Raw genomic sequence first — 17,328 nt, 5'->3', positions numbered from 1 at the left:
AATCGGACATAATCACGCAAATCCCTGCAATTTCTTTTGCCGATTCTCCTTGTACAATGGAAGTAACTGGCGGAGTTTAATCCTTGGATCGAAGGGGCGTTGGACGACATGCTAAAGGGCATTCCCCGCATTTTGTCGCCGGAGTTGTTGAAGATTTTAATGGAGATGGGCCATGGCGACGAAATCGTCCTTGCGGATGCCAATTTCCCGGCCGCAAGTCACGCGCGGAGACTCGTCAGATGCGACGGCCATGGCATACCCGAGTTGTTGGATGCGATTCTGCGATTGTTTCCGCTGGACGCTTATGTCGACAAGCCGGCGGCCCTCATGCAAGTCGTCCCCGGAGATCCCGTAGAGACGCCCGTTTGGGGAACGTACGAGGCTATCATTCGGGACAAAACGCAAAGGAGCAATCCGTTTGAGGAAGTGGAACGGCTTGCGTTTTACGACCGCGCGAAACAAGCTTTCGCCATCGTAGCGACGGGCGAAAACGCCTTGTACGCGAATTTGATTTTGAAAAAAGGCGTCATTGGCGGTTTATAGGCGGGAAGGGGCACATGGCACGCAGCGCGGTCGCCACGATGCCGTCCGACCATGAAACTCACGGATTGGCCGAAACGCCTATTTCGTTGTGAGACCGACAACGAAGTAGGCGTTTCCTTCGAGGATCGGAATCGAAGGAGAGGTGGAACATGAAAGGACTAACCGACCATTTAAGCGCCATTTCCATCAAAAACAAAATTTTCATCACGAATATTTTGATTATCGTCGTTTCGCTTTCCACCCTTGCTCTCTTCGCCAACACCGTTTCGCGGAAAGCCATCATCGAGAAAGCCGTCAACAATTCGGCGAGGGAGCTCGTTCTCATCGACAATAACTTGCAGACGCTGCTATCCACCATAGAGGATTACTCCAAGATTTTAGCCAGCGATTATCGACTGCAGAATGAGCTCTACAACGATCTGATCTCGAACAAAGACCGATCCGCGCTTAAGCCGGCGGAAGGTTTGAATAATCTGTCGATGAACAATACGCTGTCCGCGGTCATGAGCAACATCGTGGAACCCAATACGATGATCAAAGCCGCCAGCATTCTTACCGCCCATCATCAATGGGTCGATGCGGGTTTTGCCGATAACGGCTACGCGAACCGGATATTCGGTTCCGACGCCGAGAACGCGGAACATTCTTATTTGCCGGCATGGACGGGGTTGATCAAATTCAAGTTCCGTTATGAAGGGGAAGACAACGTATTCGCCGTATCTAAGACGGTCATTCACAAAGATACCGGCAAAACGATCGGAAAAGTCGTTTTGTACGTAAAAGAAACGGTGATCGCTTCCATCTATGAACGGAAAAAGAATGACAAGGGCCGAGAATTTTACATTCTCGATCGAGACGGGATCATCATTTCCTCCAGGAACAAAGACAATCTGTATCGGGATTTCCGTGCGGTCACCTCCATCCCGGTTCCCGATTCCGCCCGAGAGGACGGCAACTTCACGCAAGGCGCCGGGAGCAAGAAGGTATTGGTGTCCGCCCGCCGGTTCGAACCGATGCAATGGACGATCGTCAGCGTGATCCCCATGAACGAAATCACGGTGGAAAGCACGGAGATCAATCGGCTGATTCTTCGCATCGGCATCTCGTGCTTACTGCTGGCGCTTATCGTCTCCTTCCTGTTGTCCCGTTCCATCACCAGGCCGATCTTCCGGTTGTCCAAGACGATGAGGGAAATTCGGACCGGGAAGCTGAACGTCAGAAGCCCGTACCGATCGACGAATGAGATCGGATATTTAAGCGACGGCTTTAACAACTTGATGGATCGGATTGAAGCCCTGATGGCCGAGAACGTAGAGAAACAAAGGACGAAGGCCGAGATCGAGTATCAATTGCTCCAGTCCCAAATCAAGCCTCATTTTTTATACAACACGGTGGAAACCATCGTATCGTTGATTAAGTTGAATATGAAAACGGAAGCCATAGCCGCAGCCAAATACATGGCCGATTTTTACAAGATCTCGTTAAGCAAAGGCAACGATATCATCACGATCGGGGAAGAGATGCTGTTAACGGAAAGCTATTTGGAAATTCAGCGGCTGCGATATGTCGAGTATATGGACTATTCGATGGAAATCGACCAGGAGATTAAGAATTCCCCGATCCCGAAGCTTACGCTGCAGCCTCTCGTGGAAAACGCGATTTACCACGGACTCAAAAGGAAAAAGGAAAAAGGATTATTGAGGATTTCCGGAAGTCGTTGCGGGGACGACGTCAGAATCGAAATTTTCGATAACGGCGCGGGGATGGAGCCGTCTCAAGCCGGAGCCATTTTGATGAAGACCGCAAGTCCCCGCGAACGGAAAGGCTTCGGTGCAAGAAGCGTCCACGATCGAATCCGAATGCTGTACGGAGACCGATACGGCCTGGAAATCGAAAGCGCATACGGATCTTATACGAAGGTGATCATCCATCTGCCTTTGCTGCGTGCCGAGGAGGGTTGATATGTTGAATCTGCTGATCGTAGACGACGAATATTATTTCAGGCAAGCCTTGAAAGTTTCATTGCCTTGGGAGGAGCTGGGTTACCGGATCGAAGGCGAAGCGAAGAACGGGGAGGAAGCGCTGGACCTGATGTCCGAGAAAGCTCCGGATGTCGTCTTGGTCGATATTAACATGCCCATCATGGACGGCATGGAGTTTATCCAACAGGCCAAGCGACGCGAACCGGAAACGAAATTCATCGTGCTGACCGGGCACAGCGAATTCGCGTACGCCAGGCAAGCGATGCAGCTCGGCGTGTTCAACTATGTCCTCAAGCCGATTAACGAGGAAGAGCTCCGGAGCTCCTTGCTTGAAGTCAAGCGGCTGATCCAGAAGGAACGGAACGTCAGACTGGAGCTGGAGCGCTTGAAAATGCAGGCCAAAGAATATATGCCCGTGTTGAAGGACCGATTGTTGAACGGGTGGCTCCAGGACACGGGACTCACGGAATCGGCTTTTGCCAAGGAACGTCTGGAATATTTGGGCATCGACTTGAGCTCGTCTTATTACACGGTTGTCGTGATCGACATCGATTCCCTGGATGATCTGGTCTCCGAAGAAGACAAACAGATCCGTAAACTCGCCGTGCGGGGCATCGCCCAAGAATACGTTCATCACGCTTATCCTTATGCCGGTTGTCAGGATCAAGAAGATCGGTTCGTGATGATCATCGGTTCCGCCGACGGCGCGTACGCCAATCTGGAGCCGCTATGCGAAGCGATCCGCCAATCGGTCCAGCGCCATTTGGGATGCACGGTTACGGTCGGCGTCGGCAACGGTTACCCGGGCTTGGAACGGATATCGGTTTCCTATCGGGAAGCGTTATTCGCGCTGAAGCACCGGTTCGTGATGGGAGGCAACCAGGTCATCGTACATTCCGCCATTGCCGAAGCCGGAATGAAAATCAGCCTGTTCTCCGTCGAGAAAAGGAGCGCTCTGCTGATGTGCATGCGAATCGGGAATGCGGCCGAAACGGAGGAGTGGCTCGCCTCTTTTTTTCGAGATGCACGCAATAAGAACGCTTCTTTGGACATGTTGCTCGTCGCCGGCATCGAAATCGTGTCGACTTGCCTGGAGTTTCTGGCCGAGGCGTCGCAAAGCTTCGAAGACGTGTCTCAGGAGCAGGCCGTTCCCGACATGCTGCAGCTCATGCAGAAGATGAACACCATGGGCGAACTGGAAAACTGGGTCCGCACGCTGATTCTCACGGTCATGTCCCATGTCCATGGAAGAAAACAGAATCGGGCGGCCAAAATCGTGGAAGAAGTGAAGGCCTATATCCGAAGGCATTACGGAAACGAAGAATTGAGAATCGAAGCGATCGCCAAGAGCGTGCACATGAATTACAACCACCTATGCTTCGTGTTCAAGAAGGAAACCTCCGTCACGATCAACGACTATTTGACCGAATACCGCATCGCCAAGGCGAAGGAGCTGTTCGACCAGGGAGCCAAGGTGGTCCAGGATGTCGCGAATCGGGTGGGGTACGCGGATGCCAATTATTTCGGAAAATGCTTCAAGAAGCATACCGGGATCACCCCTAGCAAGTACGTGAACGATATCCGACCGTAATCGTCGAATCGGAGGCGCATGGAGACAAACCGCGGATCGGTCTCCCGGCGTCATCGCATTTGCCTACAATTTTCCTTCCCGCACGAGAATCGTCTCTGTAAACCGCGCGTTGGTCTCCTTACAATAAAACCAAGGTTGATATCGCTTTCATAAACAGAAGATCAACCCGATTCCCATTCTACCCAATCAGGAGGTCAACAAATGAGCAAGGCTTCAAAGACGGCGGGTTTGATTCTATTGGCGGGTTTGCTGCTCGTCGCATCGGCGTGCGGCGCCAAAAAAAATGACGCTCAGCCGAGTCCATCCGCGGAGCCGTCCGAAAGTTCGACGCCCGCTGCGTCGAATTCGGAGAGCCAGGCGCCTGGCGAGAAGATCAAGATGAGAGTGATCACCATCACGACGGACGAGAACCGCAACAACATCATGGAAAAATACATTAAACCGAACATCGCCAAGGCGCTGCCTAACCTCGAAGTCGAATTCGAACCGGGCGGCGGCGGCGAAGACATGGCGAACAAATTGAAAACGCTGAACGCTTCCGGCGATATGCCGGACGTCTTCTGGGACGACGCGGGTTACTTCACGCCGCTCAAAAGCACCGGCAGCATCCTCGATTTGACTCCCTATATCGCCAAAGACGGATTTTTGGACAAGTACGCCGTTCCGGATGCCTTAAAGCATTTCGACGGAAAGATTTACAGCATCTCCTCCGGAGCGGACACGTATTTCACGCCGGTCATCTTCTACCATAAAGACATGTTCGAGAAAGCGGGCGTGCAAGTGCCGACAACGTTCGACGAGCTCATCGGCATTTCGAAGACGCTGAAAGACAAGGGAATGGTGCCGGCGGTTACGCCCGGCAAAGACGGATGGGGACCGAAGCTTTACATGCTCCAACAGATGATCCAAATCGGAGATCCGCAGGCGATGGCCGACCTCGTCGCGAACAAGACCGATTTCAACAATCCTTCGGTCAAAGCAGGGGCGGCGCGGATCGAGCAGCTGGCCAAAGAAGGCGTCTTCCCCGACGGCATCGCCAACCTGGATTACGGTCCGGCCATGGAGATGTTTACGTCCAAGAAAGCCGCCATGCTCTGGATGTTTACTTGGGAGCTTCCGAACCTGGCGAAAGACGACACGGTCGATTTCTTCCCGTTCCCGAGCGCCGGCGATGCATACGATCCCGCCAAGTTCGTTCAGTTCTGGGGATCTCCTCTGAACGGTTATGCGGTCAGCGCCAAAACCGAGCATCCGGAAGAAGCGGTCAAGCTTGCCGAGTTCCTGGCCATGGCGGATGCGCTGTATTTCGAATCCACCGGAGCGCCGATCGCCTTGAAGACGGGCAACCCGCCGGCGGAATCGTCTCCCCTGATGAAGAAGTTCATCGACTGGTACAATCCGATTCCGACGAAGATTCCTTCCTTGGCCCTGAACTCGCTGGATGCGCGGACATCGGCCGAGCTGTCGTCGCAAGGAGCGAACTTGTTGACGGGAGAATACTCCGCGGACAAATTCGCCGAGGCCATGAACAAGGTCTGGAGCGAAAATACGTGGTTCGATAATTAACAGCGTGTTAGGGCGACAGCCGTAATCCCCCCGGATCCTCAAGCCGGGGGGATTTTAAAACCAAATCAGACGGTGGAGAGAGCCATGAACAAGTATTTCAGCACCAAGATGTCGATATTCGTATTTGCCGCGCCCGCGTTGCTGTTGTTTACCGTTTTCTGCGTCTACCCCTTGCTGCCCGAAATCTGGATGAGCTTGCATAAGCATGACGGGTTTCGAAGTTTGGGATTCGTCGGCTTGGACAATTACGCGGATGCCTTCAACAATTCCTCGTTCTGGACCGCTCACCGAAACACGTATCTGATCGTCGGGATCTCCGTGCTGCTGGGGCTGCCGCTGTCCATGGCGCTCGCGCTTTTCATGGACGTCCAGCCCCCCCGATTGCGCCGTTTTTTCAAATCGTCCGCCATGTTTCCCGCGATATTGTCGGTGACGGTCGTTTCGCAGATCTGGGTGGCGTTCTACGAACCGAACTGGGGACTTTTCAACGCCATTCTGAAATCGATCGGACTGTCATCCTGGACCCATTCCTGGCTGACGGAGAGAAGGACCGTCATGCCCAGCATCGGATTGGTGTTCTTATGGCAATATATCGGACTCAATGCCATGCTGTTCTATACCGGAATCAAAACGATCCCGAAAATGTATTACGAGGCGGCTTTGATTGACGGGGCGAAGTTCGTTCAGGTCTGCATGCGGATCACGATTCCCTTGCTGCAAGACGTCATCAAATACGTTTTGATCCTGTCCACGTTAGGCTCCATGGCTTTCTATTCCCATGTCCGCGTCATGACGGCCGGGGGGCCCGGAGATGTTTCCCGGACGGTCATCTACCAGATGTACTACACGGCTTTCGATACTTCCGAGTTCGGCAAAGGAACGGCGATTGCGGTGATTTTCATCCTGGAGTGCCTGCTGATCTCGTTTCTCATTCAACGGTTCGTCGCCAAGGAAAAGCTGGAATTTTAGGGGGGACTCTCTTGAAATACTTAAGTCGCGCGTTTTGGCTTCTCGCAGGCGGCACGTTCCTGTTTCCTTTGTATTGGATGATCGCGATGTCGCTCAAATCCAAAAGCGAAGCTTACGACAATCCATTCGGCGTTCCCCGATCGTGGGACTGGCAGAACTTCAGCGAAGCGTTGTCGAAGTATCCGTTTTTTTCGTACTTGGAAAACAGCTTGATTTATACCTTGGGGACGATCGCGCTTACTTTGGCGACGGGGAGCATGCTCGCTTACTGTCTGAGCCGGATGAAATGGAGATTCAATGCGGCCGCGCTATTTTACGTCTCCATGGGTCTGATCGTGCCGATCGAGGTCGTGGTCATTCCGCTATTCCAGTTGATCAAGCTGCTGCATCTCAAAAACAGCTACCTGGGACTCATTTTGCCGTATTCCGGTTTTGCCATGGCTTCCTGCGTATTGATGTTATACGCCTTTCTGCGTTCGCTTCCCAAGGAACTGGAGGAAGCGGCTTGCATGGACGGGGCGAACGTCTACCAGACCTTTTTCAAAATCATCCTTCCGATCGTCATGCCCGCGCTCGTCACGCAATGCGTTCTTCTATTCATGCGGATATGGAACGAGTTCCCGCTCGCTTTCATCATTGCCGCCAAAGACCGATTCCGGCCGCTGACCGTCGGATTGCTGAACTTCTTCGTCAACGTCGGCGTATCGGATTGGGGGATGATCGGCGCGGCGATGCTGCTCTCCAGCTTGCCCGTCATTGTCGTGTATTTGGCCGGGAACGAGAAGATCGAGCAAGCGTTGACCGCAGGGGCGATTTTGAAATAGGAACCGAGTTTGCGTGGGGAACGACCTTGCCGGGTCGTTTCTTTTTTGCGATCTTCCATAAAAACTGAAACGATTTATTACTCTCTCTACTACGTTTTCGCGCGGCGTATCTCTACACTTAAACTATCAAGGTTCCAAGGAGTGAAAGCCAGGATGAAAGCAGCGATTTACGAAGGAAGCCATACGATCCGCGTCGGGGAGTGCGTGCCCGTAGAGCCCGGACCGGACGAGGTCCGGATTTCCGTCGCTTATGCGGGGATCTGCGGAACCGACCTTCATCTCTACCACGGCCGCATGGACCATCGGGTCACGCTGCCGCACGTGATGGGTCACGAGATGGCGGGCATCGTCGAATCCGTCGGATCGGGCGTCACGAACGTGGCCGCGGGGGATCGCGTGGTCGTCATGCCTCTGATCTCGTGCGGCAGCTGCCCGGCATGCCTGGCGGGGCACGGGCATATCTGCCAACGTCTGAAATTCATCGGCATCGAAACGCCGGGCGCCTTCCAAGCGAGCATGACGGTTCCCGCCCATACGGTGCTGCCGATTCCCGACTCGCTTTCCCTGAAGCTGGGCGCGATGATCGAGCCTCTGGCCGTGGCTTGCCACGACGTTCGGATCGGGGACGTCCGCAGCGGCGAACGGGCGGTCGTGCTGGGCGGCGGCCCGATCGGGACGCTGATCGCGATGGTCGCGAAAGCCAAAGGGGCGAACGTGCTCGTATCCGAGCTGAATCCGTACCGGATTCGGCTGCTCGAGGAGATGGGCATCGAGACGATCAATCCCAAGGAAGCCGATGTCGCCGAGCGCGTGGACCGTTTGACCGGGGGAGCCGGGTGCGATATCGTGTTCGAAGTGACTTCTTCGCCCGCGGGAGCCCGGCTCATGACGCAGCTTCCCCGTACGCGCGGCAGGATCGTCGTCGTCGGCATTTTCGGCGACCCGCCTCCGGTCGACCTGCACCGGTTTTTCTGGCGCGAGCTCAAGCTCTTCGGCGCGCGCGTCTACGAGAAGGAAGATTTCGAGCAAGCCATCGCCTGGGCGGCTTCCGGCGAACTTCCCCTTGACCGTTTGATCAGCGATATCTACCCGCTGGATCGCCTGGAAGAGGGATTCCGGCAGATGGAATCCGGCGGGGGCGTCATGAAGATCCTGCTCGACTGCGGCTTCGCTGCGGCAGAACGCGATTCGGAGGTTGGATGAGATGAGCGGAAACCAGCAACGGAATGTCAGCTTGCGCGTCGACGCTCCGTTCCGGCCTCCGGAGTGGGCCGTGCTGCAGCAGCAATTGATGGATTTATTGAACCGGTCGGCGGAGGAATTCGTCGAACGGTACGTCCAGCCGGACGGGACGCTGCTCTGGCGCAGCGCCTGGCCGGGCATGGACGGCTCGGACGATCCGTACGAAGGCTTCATGAATTTGGCGCTGCTCTATGTGCTGGGCGGCAAGCGGGAATTGTACGACCACGCCCGCAAAGTGTTCGACGGCATCACTTGGCAATGGACGGAGTACGGTCAAATCTATCGCGAGTTCGACGGATATTACGACTGGATGCACCATGGAGAAGGGTCCTTGTTCTTCTATTTCCTCGGGCTTGCGGATCCCGCCAGCCTGAAGGATCGGCAGCGGGCCCGGCGATTCGCCCGCATGTACATGGGCGAGGACCCCGAAGCGCCGAACTACGATCCGGAGAAGAAGCTGATGCGTTCGCCGATCAACGGCAGCCGCGGTCCCCGTTTCGTCATGACGGAAGAGGACTGGATGACGCACCGGGGCATCCTGGACGACTACCTGGCCCCGTTCGAGGATTTGACCGGCGTCGACATCGCCAGCGGCAAGTGCCCTTGGTCGGACGATGCCGTCTATAAGGAAATCATTCAAAAGATGAACGAGCGGATGGCGAAAGGGGACGTTCCGCTCAATCTGAACGCGACCAGCCTGATCGCCCATGCCTTCATGTACGGCGGAGACGAGCGCATGATCCGGTGGGTCGTCGAGTACCTGGGCGCGTGGAAGGCGCGGGCGGAGGAGAACGGGGGGATCATGCCGGACAACGTCGGGTTGTCGGGCAAGATCGGCGAGTACAACGACGGCAAATGGTGGGGCGGCTATTACGGCTGGCGCTGGTCCCACGGCTTGTTCACGATCGTGGAACCGCTCACCAACGCGACCATGAATGCCGCGCTGCTGACCGGAGACGTGAGCTGGCTGGACGTCGCGAGACGCCAGCTCGATCTCAACTGGGAGCTGCGCCGGTCGTCGTCGGACGGCCACTGGCTCGTCCCGCACAAGCATCTGGACAGCGGCTGGACGGATTATAAGCGGCCGAACCCCGCCTATCCGATCTATCTCTGGACCGTGTCCATGGATCCGCGGGATATCGAACGGTACGAGAGGGTCGGCGCCGCCGATTTCTACAAGGAGATCGAAATCCCGATTGTCTCCGGCCGCAATCCCCATACGGGCAAAGAGACCAAGCATTATATCGCCAACACCATTCCCTGGTTCGAGTTCATCCGCGGCAACGATCCGGAATACCCGGAGAAAATCCTGAAAGCCAACTACGCGTTGGTCCAAAGACAGATTGAAAAAATGAGGTCGCCGCAGGGCGATCCGGCCGGCTGGATTTCCGACGGGTACAATCTGGAGGACTTGTCCAGCATCCACAAGTGGCAGGAGATGTGCCCGGTCTATCCGGAGGGGTTGCTGCAGCTGACGTTGGGCGCGCCGATGCATATTTCCCACGGGGGACTGCAGCATGCCCGGGTCCGGTATTACGACGCGGCCGCCCGGAGGCCGGGTCTTCCGCCCAAAGTCAGCGCGCTCGTGGAACGGCTCGCCGACGATTCCGTCACGTTAACGCTCGTGAACGTGGACGAATCCGAGGAGAAAGAGGTCGTCATCCAAGCCGGCGGCTTCGGGGAGCATTCCTTTACGAACGCGGAAGTGCGGGATGATCGTGGGGAACTCGCGCAATCCGTACCGGCGGCGGGGAAATGGCTGCATGTCCGGCTCGGTCCGTCGGCCGGCGCCAAGTTGGTCTTGTCGATGAACCGTTACGTCAATAAGCCTTCCTACGAAGCGCCGTGGAGCCCGGCAACCCCGGCCCCGCTCATTCAATCCAGACAAATCACCTGAGAAAGGAGGGGCGCCCTTGAGAAGGAAATGGCGGAAGCACGACGTCTCGATGGCGGGTTACCTGTATATCGCGCCTTGGCTTGCCGGATTCTTCCTCTTGACCGTGTGGCCGATGATCCAGTCCGCGTATTTCTCGTTCACCGACTATTCGTTGCTGGAATCGGCCCGGTGGGTCGGGTTGCGGAACTTCAAGCAAATCTTCACGGACGACGCCTCGTTCGTCCATTCGCTCAAAGCGACCCTGCTGTTCGTGGTCCTGTCCGTGCCCTTGAAATTGGCGGCGGCGCTGCTCATCGCCATCGTGCTGAACAAGAAGCTTCGGGGCATGCACTTCTATCGCGCCGTGATCTACTTCCCTTCCCTCATCGGGGCCAGCGTGGCGGTCGCGATCTTATGGAACAACGTATTCGGCATCAACGGCTTGGTCAACCAGCTGCTGTCCCTCTTCCACGTCGAGGGGCAGAACTGGATCGGCACGCCGTCGACGGCGCTCGGTACCCTGATCGTCCTGGCGGTCTGGCAATTCGGCTCCTCGATGGTCATTTTCCTGGCGGGGCTCAAGCAAATCCCCGGGGAGTTCTACGAAGCCGCCGCCGTCGACGGGGCCGGCAGAGCCCGGACGTTCTTCCAGGTCACGCTGCCGCTGCTGTCGCCGATCATCCTGTTCAACCTGGTGCTTCAGACGATCGGTTCGTTCCAGATGTTCACGCAAGCGTTCATCATTACCAAAGGCGGCCCGGTGGAAAGCACGTATATGTACGCGCTCATGCTTTTCGACAAAGCGTTCGCGCATTTCCAAATGGGATACGCTTCGGCGCTGGCCTGGATCTTGCTCTTGATCATTGCCGTGGTGACCGCGCTCATCTTCGCGACATCCAGAGCTTGGGTCCATTACGAGACGGAAGGAAGGTGAGTCCATGAGAGCAGCCGGACGGAGTCCGCTCGTTTCCCATTTATTACTGCTGATTCTATGCGCGATCATGCTTTATCCTGTATTATGGTGGTTCGGCGCGGTATTCAAGCCGTTGGACGAGCTTTCGTCCGCCAGCCTGATTCCGCAGCATCCGACGCTCAAGAATTTCACCGAGGGTTGGAACGCCATCACGAATTATTCGTTCGGCGTGTTTTTCGGCAACACGATCGCGCTGGCGGCTTCGGTCGTGGTCGTATCGCTCGCGTCCTGCAGCCTCGTGGCTTACGGATTCGCGAGAATGAACTTTCCGCTGAAAAATTTCTGGTTTTCGATCGTCCTTTTGACCTTGATGCTTCCGAACCAAGTGACGATCGTCCCGCAGTACATCCTGTTCGATTCGTTCCGTTGGATCGACACGTATTTGCCTTTCATCGTTCCGCATGCGCTCGCCGGAGGCATCGGGGGCTCGTTCTTCGTTTTCCTGCTCGTCCAGTTCATCCGGGGCATCCCGAAGGAGTTGGACGAAGCGGCGAAAATGGACGGATGCGGCTCGTTCAAGATTTATGCCCGGATCATCGTTCCCCTGCTCGTTCCGGCGCTCGTGACCGTCTCGATCTTCTGCTTCCTATGGAATTGGGACGATTTCTTCGGTCACATGATCTTCATCCAGTCCATCGGGAAATTCACGGTCGGACAAGCTTTGAAACTGTTCGTCGATTCCCAATCCGCGGCGCCGTGGGGGCAATTGTTCGCGATGTCCCTGCTGTCGATCCTGCCGGGCACCATCCTCTTCTTCTTTACCCAAAGATTCCTGGTCGAAGGGATCGCGACGACCGGCCTCAAGGGATGATTCCATGATTGACCGTTTGTTCAAAAAATTCCAAATCCGGCACCTCTACTTTTGGAGCATGACGATTTTCGTCGTGCTTCTATTTGCTGTCGCGATCTGGACCAGTTACTACTTCTCGGTGCAAGGCATCATCCGATCCACTTCGTCCCATCAGGAGCGGATTCTGGCGCAGCTCAACGAGAAATTGCAGGCCCGATTCTCCCTGATCGAATCCGTCTCGCTCTCGGCCATCCGCAACAGCGAACTGATGAACCTGTTCAGCACGCCCAAGGAATCTTACGAAAACCTTCGGGCGGTGCAGAACGTCGTGGCCTCTCTGCAAACGTTGACATTCAGCACGCCTTCGATTTTGAACATCGACGTGTACGTGCGGGACGCTCCCCATAGCGGGATGAACGACCCCGTACGATTCCTGGAGATCGACGACATCGAACACGAAGCTTGGTATCCGCAGATCGAACGGTCGGATTTCGCCTGGATCGGCGAACACCGGATCGCTTCGTACGCCGGGGAGGCTTCGGTTGTCAGCTTCGCGAGGAAGTTCTACTCCTCCGGCGGGGATTACAAGGGCATCGTGATGATCAACATGCGGGCGAGCGAGGTCCGGCAGCTGCTTCTGGAGGAAAATATCGAGCCCAACCGGCAATTATTCGACTCGGGAGGTCGGCTCATCACCCAAGTCGGCGGGAATTCCGCGCTTTCCGGCGTTCAGACGGATCAGATCGGGGAAGGGAACGCCGCTTCCATGCCGGGCGGCAACGGTTATCGGCTGATTCCCGGCAAAGCGCTCGTCGTGTGGACGTATGTCAAAGGCTCCGGATGGCTGCTCGCGGAAACGACCCCTTGGAGGGAGTTGGTCGCGGGGAGTGCGCACATGGCGGAGATCCTGTTCGCGATCGGCGCGGCGGCCGTATGTTTGCTCGTGCTGTACTTCTTCCTGTTGAACCGGAAATTCACCCATCCGATCTATCTCCTGCTGCGGGCCATGAACCGGTTCCCGGCCGAGAAGGGCAATGCGAAACTTCCGAACGACTACCAGAACGAATTCGGCCAACTGTTCCACGGATACCAGAAGCTGCTTCACCGGATCGCGGAGCTGTACGATTCCCTTCGCGTCCAGTACCGCAAGCAGAAGGATGCCGAGATCGGCGCGCTGCAAGCCATGATCAACCCCCATTTTCTCTATAACACGTTGGACCAACTGAACTGGATGGCCATCAAGGACGGCAACGTCCGGATGAGCCAAGTGCTGGAACTGACGGGCAGAATGCTGCGGATCGGCTTATCCAACGGGAAGACGTTGATCCCGCTGTCCGAAGAACTGGAATTGATCGAGTGCTACATGAAGATCCAACAACTCCGTCTAGGGGACCGGATCCGGTACGCGTTGGACGTTCCGGAAGCGCTCATGGAGAGTCCCGTTCCGAAAATGACGCTGCAGCCTTTCGTCGAGAACTGCATCCGTCACGGATTCCATGGACGCAAATCCGGCGTAATCGCCATCCGCTGCCGCATGGAGGAGGATGGCTTGCGGATTACGATCGAAGACGACGGCAAAGGACTGCCTTCCGCCGCCGACCGGTTGTCTTCCCGCACTCGGGGAGGTTACGGGCTCCGCAATGTCCGGGAGAGGTTGTCGACCTTCTACGGGGGTCAAGCGGGATTCGAAATCCGCAATCGCGCCGAAGGAGGAACGCTCGTCACGCTGCGCATTCCGGAGTCTCCGGACGACGAGACGACAAGAGAGGAAGGGATGTCATGAAACGCATCGTCATTATCGACGACGATCCGAATTTGCTGGAAGGCATGAGGGAGTCCATTCCCTGGGATCAGCTCGAAGTGCGGTGGGTCGGGGAAGCGATCGACGGGCAGGAGGGGCTGCGAATCGTGCGCCAGCTTCGCCCGGATATCGTCCTAACGGACGTCAACATGCCGGAAATGAACGGACTCGAAATGATCTCGACGCTCAGGGAGGAGGGGTTTGAAGGGAAATTCGTCATCTTGAGCGGTTATTCCGATTTCGAGTACGCGCGGCAGGCGGTCCGGCTGCGCGTGGACGACTACTTGAGCAAGCCCGTGACGCTGGAAAGCTTGAAAACGGTGCTGTCCAAGGTGACGGAACAGCTGGAGCAAGACCGCTCGGCGGAGAGCGAGTACCGGCAGCTGAAGGATCAGATGAATCGCTACAAACCATACGTGATCCAGGAATGGCTGAAATCCGCCGTGACGGGAAGCCTGTCGGAGTATACGGACGAATGGCCGGAAATCCGGGAGATCAGCACGGATTGGGACGAGCGGGACCATCGGATCATCGGGCTGGACCTTGCTGCCGAAAACCGCTGGGAAGCTTGGGAGAGGGAACGGAATTTGCTGCGGTTTGCCGTTCAGAACGTCACCTGCGAAATGGTCCGGCAGGCGTTCCCCCGCTTCGATTACGTCGAATTGCACAGCCGCCGGTATGCCGTGGTGCTGCACGGGGAACCGGGTCGGGCGCTTCTCGCTTGCGAAAGCGAAGCCGAGCGTTTGCGGGAAGAACTGTCGGCGTATTTGAATACGCGGCTGAAAGTGCCGGCGACCGTCGAACTCGGCCCGGTCGTTCGGGATTGGAGGGGGCTTCCCGAGACGTTCAAAGGGTTGTTCGGCCTTATGGGGGCCGCCCGGCTCCCGTTCTCCTCTCCGGAACGTTCGATGAAGTTTTACCACGAACTGGCGCAAGCCGTTCGAAACGCCAACGAGGCGGAGGCGAAGCAGGTCATCGCCGATTACGTCGGCAAACAAGACTCGGGGCGCCCGTACGACGAACAAGGGCTGCGGATCTGGCGGGCGGAGCTGTGGGCCGCGCTTGCATACTCGCTTTATGATCTTGGAATCGATCTGGATCAAATCGCGCCGAAGTTCGACTTGCCGGCCGAATTGGGCGCGGACGATTCCCCGGAGGCGCTGCGTCATGGGCTGGAGCGTCTGGTGGAGACGATCATCCACAGCAAGCATTGGATCGATAACGTCAAGCATCGTCAAATCATCGACTTTACCGTACGGTACATCCACGAGCACTACCATGAGAACATCACGCTCGGGCTCCTAGCGGATGAAATCCATATTTCCAAAAACTATTTGGGCCAAATCTTCCGCAACGGCACGGGGGAAACGTTCAACCAATACGTCACCCGGATTCGCATGGAAAAGGCGCGGCAGATGATCCTGGAAGGCAAGCACTATATTTACGAGATCGCCCTGAAGGTCGGTTACGCCAACATTCCGTACTTCAGCAGCCAATTCAAGAAGTACATCGGCGTGAATCCCGCCGACGTGCTGAAGAGCAAAACGTAAACTTTGCCGCATTTTCATGTTTTATAGAAGCTTTTGTTGGTTTGTCTCATTTTGGGGCCCGCGGGGGGTGTCTATAATCAGAAGGGAAATCAGTTGGAGAGGGGATATCGCATGTCGAAAGCAAAACGGAAATGGATGGGGCTAGCCGCTCTTTCCCTGGTATTGGCCATCACTGCCTGCGGCGGCAAAAGCTCGAAGGACTCCGCGGAGAACCCGGATTCGCCAGGCGCTTCGCCGGCAGCTGGATCCTCCGTGAAGCTGGGCATCACGTGGGCGGGTTCCCAAGTCCGCCACGACGCTACGTTAGCCGCGCTCGACCTGTACTCGAAGAAAAACCCGGGCGTGACGTTCGAACCGACCTACATGGGCTTTGACACGTATTTCACCAAGCTGGCGACTTTATCGGCCGCCCGCAGCCTTCCCGACATCATGCAGATCGACACGGGGAACCTCATGGACTACGCGCTCCGCGATCAATTGGCGGATTTGTCCGAGGGAATCGATACTTCCAATATCAATGATAAGCTGATGTCCGCCGGCATGGTGAACGGTAAGTTGTACGGGATTCCGCTGGGTGCCAACGCCATGACCTTCATGTATAACAAAACGGCTTTCGACAAGCTGGGCATTCAAGTCCCGGAGCAAGGTTTTACTTGGGACGAGCTGCTGAAGGCCGCGAAGGAAGTGCAGCCGAAGCTGGAGAAAGGCAAATATTTCATGGCGGACTTGTCCATGGCAACGGGAACGACGGAGTCGGACAAGTACGAAATTTACCAGCTGGCCAAGGGCAAAGGATTCATTCACACGCCCGACGGCAAATTCAATATCGACCGGGATACGTACCTGGAATTCAACAAGCTGTTCTCGGATCTGCGGAAAGAAGGGGTCGTTCCTCCGGCCAACGTGACGGCCGGGCATAAGCAATACGATCCGCAGCTCGATCTTTTCATGAACGGGACCATCCTGGTGCAACGCGATTATTCCGCCGGGTTCCCGACGTTCGAAGGCGTGCATCCCGGCCAATACGCGATGATGCCGGTCCCGTCCGCCGCGAATCCAGGCGGCTTCATGCTCCCGTCCCAGTTTTTCACCGTCAGCAAAGAGTCCAAGTACCTGGACGAGGACAAGAAATTCATCGAATGGTTCGTGAACGACAAGGAAGCCGGTCAGACGCTGAAGCTGGCGCGCGGCGTTCCGGTTTCCAAGCCGGTGCTCGACGATCTGGCCCCGTCCTTGGATGCGTCGGCGAAGGCCCAGATCGACATCATCGACCGGATCGCCCCGACCGCCAATCCGTTCACGAGCCGGCCGAAAGGGTTCGGAACGTGGACGGACGAATGGACGAGGATTTCCCAAGCGGTCGCGTTCGATAAGATGGCGCCGGAGAAAGCTTACGACGAATTGAAGAAAAAGTGGGACGAAATCATCAAGCTGTAAGACGAACGGGCCGAGGAAATCCTCGGCCCGTTCCGTCTATCGAAAAACATACGACATGCTTCTTCGCGAAAGGATTTCGGGATGATTCGATTTTTCGAGTTCAATTGATGTTGCGGCCGCATGGTGATTCGCGACGCATTTATGTAACTTTCTTCACTGGCGTTGCATAAACACTGACATCAGC

At 56.1% G+C, this 17,328-nt stretch carries 13 protein-coding genes; all 13 read left to right on the top strand.

Annotation, left to right across the window (positions count from 1 at the left end; all coding sequences use genetic code 11):
• The first annotated feature begins 108 nt into the window (after positions 1-108).
• The 13 genes from PTZ19_RS23795 (at position 109) to PTZ19_RS23735 (ending at position 17,144) form a co-directional block, all read left to right on the top strand.
• Entirely contained in the window at positions 109-543 is a 435-nt protein-coding gene (locus PTZ19_RS23795) for an RbsD/FucU family protein (RefSeq protein WP_276358119.1), read from the top strand.
• A gap of 149 nt (positions 544-692) precedes the next feature.
• Complete coding sequence (locus tag PTZ19_RS23790; protein WP_276358118.1) at positions 693-2,504, top strand: cache domain-containing sensor histidine kinase; 1,812 nt, start codon at positions 693-695, stop codon at positions 2,502-2,504.
• 1 nt (position 2,505) lies between these two features.
• Positions 2,506-4,116, top strand: a complete 1,611-nt coding sequence (locus tag PTZ19_RS23785) for a response regulator transcription factor (protein WP_276358117.1) — start codon at positions 2,506-2,508, stop codon at positions 4,114-4,116.
• A 201-nt stretch (positions 4,117-4,317) separates the two neighbouring features.
• Positions 4,318-5,682, top strand: a complete 1,365-nt coding sequence (locus PTZ19_RS23780; protein WP_276358116.1) for an ABC transporter substrate-binding protein — start codon at positions 4,318-4,320, stop codon at positions 5,680-5,682.
• Positions 5,683-5,766: 84 nt separating this feature from the next.
• The gene (locus PTZ19_RS23775; protein WP_276358114.1) at positions 5,767-6,651 is read left to right on the top strand and encodes a carbohydrate ABC transporter permease; all 885 of its coding nucleotides are present in this window, start codon (positions 5,767-5,769) and stop codon (positions 6,649-6,651) included.
• 11 nt (positions 6,652-6,662) lie between these two features.
• Positions 6,663-7,475: a carbohydrate ABC transporter permease gene (locus tag PTZ19_RS23770; RefSeq protein ID WP_276358112.1), complete on the top strand. Its 813-nt coding sequence runs from the start codon at positions 6,663-6,665 to the stop codon at positions 7,473-7,475.
• A gap of 153 nt (positions 7,476-7,628) precedes the next feature.
• The gene (locus PTZ19_RS23765) at positions 7,629-8,678 is read left to right on the top strand and encodes a zinc-dependent alcohol dehydrogenase (RefSeq protein ID WP_276358110.1); all 1,050 of its coding nucleotides are present in this window, start codon (positions 7,629-7,631) and stop codon (positions 8,676-8,678) included.
• Position 8,679: 1 nt separating this feature from the next.
• Positions 8,680-10,614, top strand: a complete 1,935-nt coding sequence (locus PTZ19_RS23760) for a DUF8034 domain-containing protein (RefSeq protein WP_276358109.1) — start codon at positions 8,680-8,682, stop codon at positions 10,612-10,614.
• Positions 10,615-10,630: 16 nt separating this feature from the next.
• Entirely contained in the window at positions 10,631-11,527 is an 897-nt protein-coding gene (locus PTZ19_RS23755) for a carbohydrate ABC transporter permease (protein WP_422615042.1), read from the top strand.
• A gap of 4 nt (positions 11,528-11,531) precedes the next feature.
• Positions 11,532-12,377: a carbohydrate ABC transporter permease gene (locus PTZ19_RS23750; RefSeq protein ID WP_276358108.1), complete on the top strand. Its 846-nt coding sequence runs from the start codon at positions 11,532-11,534 to the stop codon at positions 12,375-12,377.
• 4 nt (positions 12,378-12,381) lie between these two features.
• Positions 12,382-14,139, top strand: a complete 1,758-nt coding sequence (locus PTZ19_RS23745) for a cache domain-containing sensor histidine kinase (RefSeq protein ID WP_276358107.1) — start codon at positions 12,382-12,384, stop codon at positions 14,137-14,139.
• On the top strand, positions 14,136-15,707 hold the full coding sequence (locus tag PTZ19_RS23740; protein ID WP_276358106.1) for a response regulator transcription factor: 1,572 nt from the start codon (positions 14,136-14,138) through the stop codon (positions 15,705-15,707). The genes PTZ19_RS23745 and PTZ19_RS23740 overlap by 4 nt, the downstream gene beginning before the upstream one ends.
• Positions 15,708-15,818: 111 nt before the next feature.
• Positions 15,819-17,144: an ABC transporter substrate-binding protein gene (locus tag PTZ19_RS23735; protein ID WP_276358105.1), complete on the top strand. Its 1,326-nt coding sequence runs from the start codon at positions 15,819-15,821 to the stop codon at positions 17,142-17,144.
• The last annotated feature ends 184 nt before the right edge of the window (positions 17,145-17,328 follow it).

Source organism: Cohnella caldifontis, from assembly GCF_029360585.1.
GTDB lineage: Bacteria > Bacillota > Bacilli > Paenibacillales > Paenibacillaceae > Cohnella > Cohnella caldifontis.
This window is presented reverse-complemented; position numbering and strand designations above follow the sequence as displayed.

What these genes read in the sequence shown, in the direction of transcription:
- PTZ19_RS23795 (WP_276358119.1), top strand. Translation starts at nt 109, where the DNA reads ATGCTAAAGGGCATTCCCCGCATTTTGTCGCCGGAGTTGTTGAAGATT.
- PTZ19_RS23790 (WP_276358118.1), top strand. Translation starts at nt 693, where the DNA reads ATGAAAGGACTAACCGACCATTTAAGCGCCATTTCCATCAAAAACAAA.
- PTZ19_RS23785 (WP_276358117.1), top strand. Translation starts at nt 2,506, where the DNA reads ATGTTGAATCTGCTGATCGTAGACGACGAATATTATTTCAGGCAAGCC.
- PTZ19_RS23780 (WP_276358116.1), top strand. Translation starts at nt 4,318, where the DNA reads ATGAGCAAGGCTTCAAAGACGGCGGGTTTGATTCTATTGGCGGGTTTG.
- PTZ19_RS23775 (WP_276358114.1), top strand. Translation starts at nt 5,767, where the DNA reads ATGAACAAGTATTTCAGCACCAAGATGTCGATATTCGTATTTGCCGCG.
- PTZ19_RS23765 (WP_276358110.1), top strand. Translation starts at nt 7,629, where the DNA reads ATGAAAGCAGCGATTTACGAAGGAAGCCATACGATCCGCGTCGGGGAG.
- PTZ19_RS23760 (WP_276358109.1), top strand. Translation starts at nt 8,680, where the DNA reads ATGAGCGGAAACCAGCAACGGAATGTCAGCTTGCGCGTCGACGCTCCG.
- PTZ19_RS23750 (WP_276358108.1), top strand. Translation starts at nt 11,532, where the DNA reads ATGAGAGCAGCCGGACGGAGTCCGCTCGTTTCCCATTTATTACTGCTG.
- PTZ19_RS23745 (WP_276358107.1), top strand. Translation starts at nt 12,382, where the DNA reads ATGATTGACCGTTTGTTCAAAAAATTCCAAATCCGGCACCTCTACTTT.
- PTZ19_RS23740 (WP_276358106.1), top strand. Translation starts at nt 14,136, where the DNA reads ATGAAACGCATCGTCATTATCGACGACGATCCGAATTTGCTGGAAGGC.
- PTZ19_RS23735 (WP_276358105.1), top strand. Translation starts at nt 15,819, where the DNA reads ATGTCGAAAGCAAAACGGAAATGGATGGGGCTAGCCGCTCTTTCCCTG.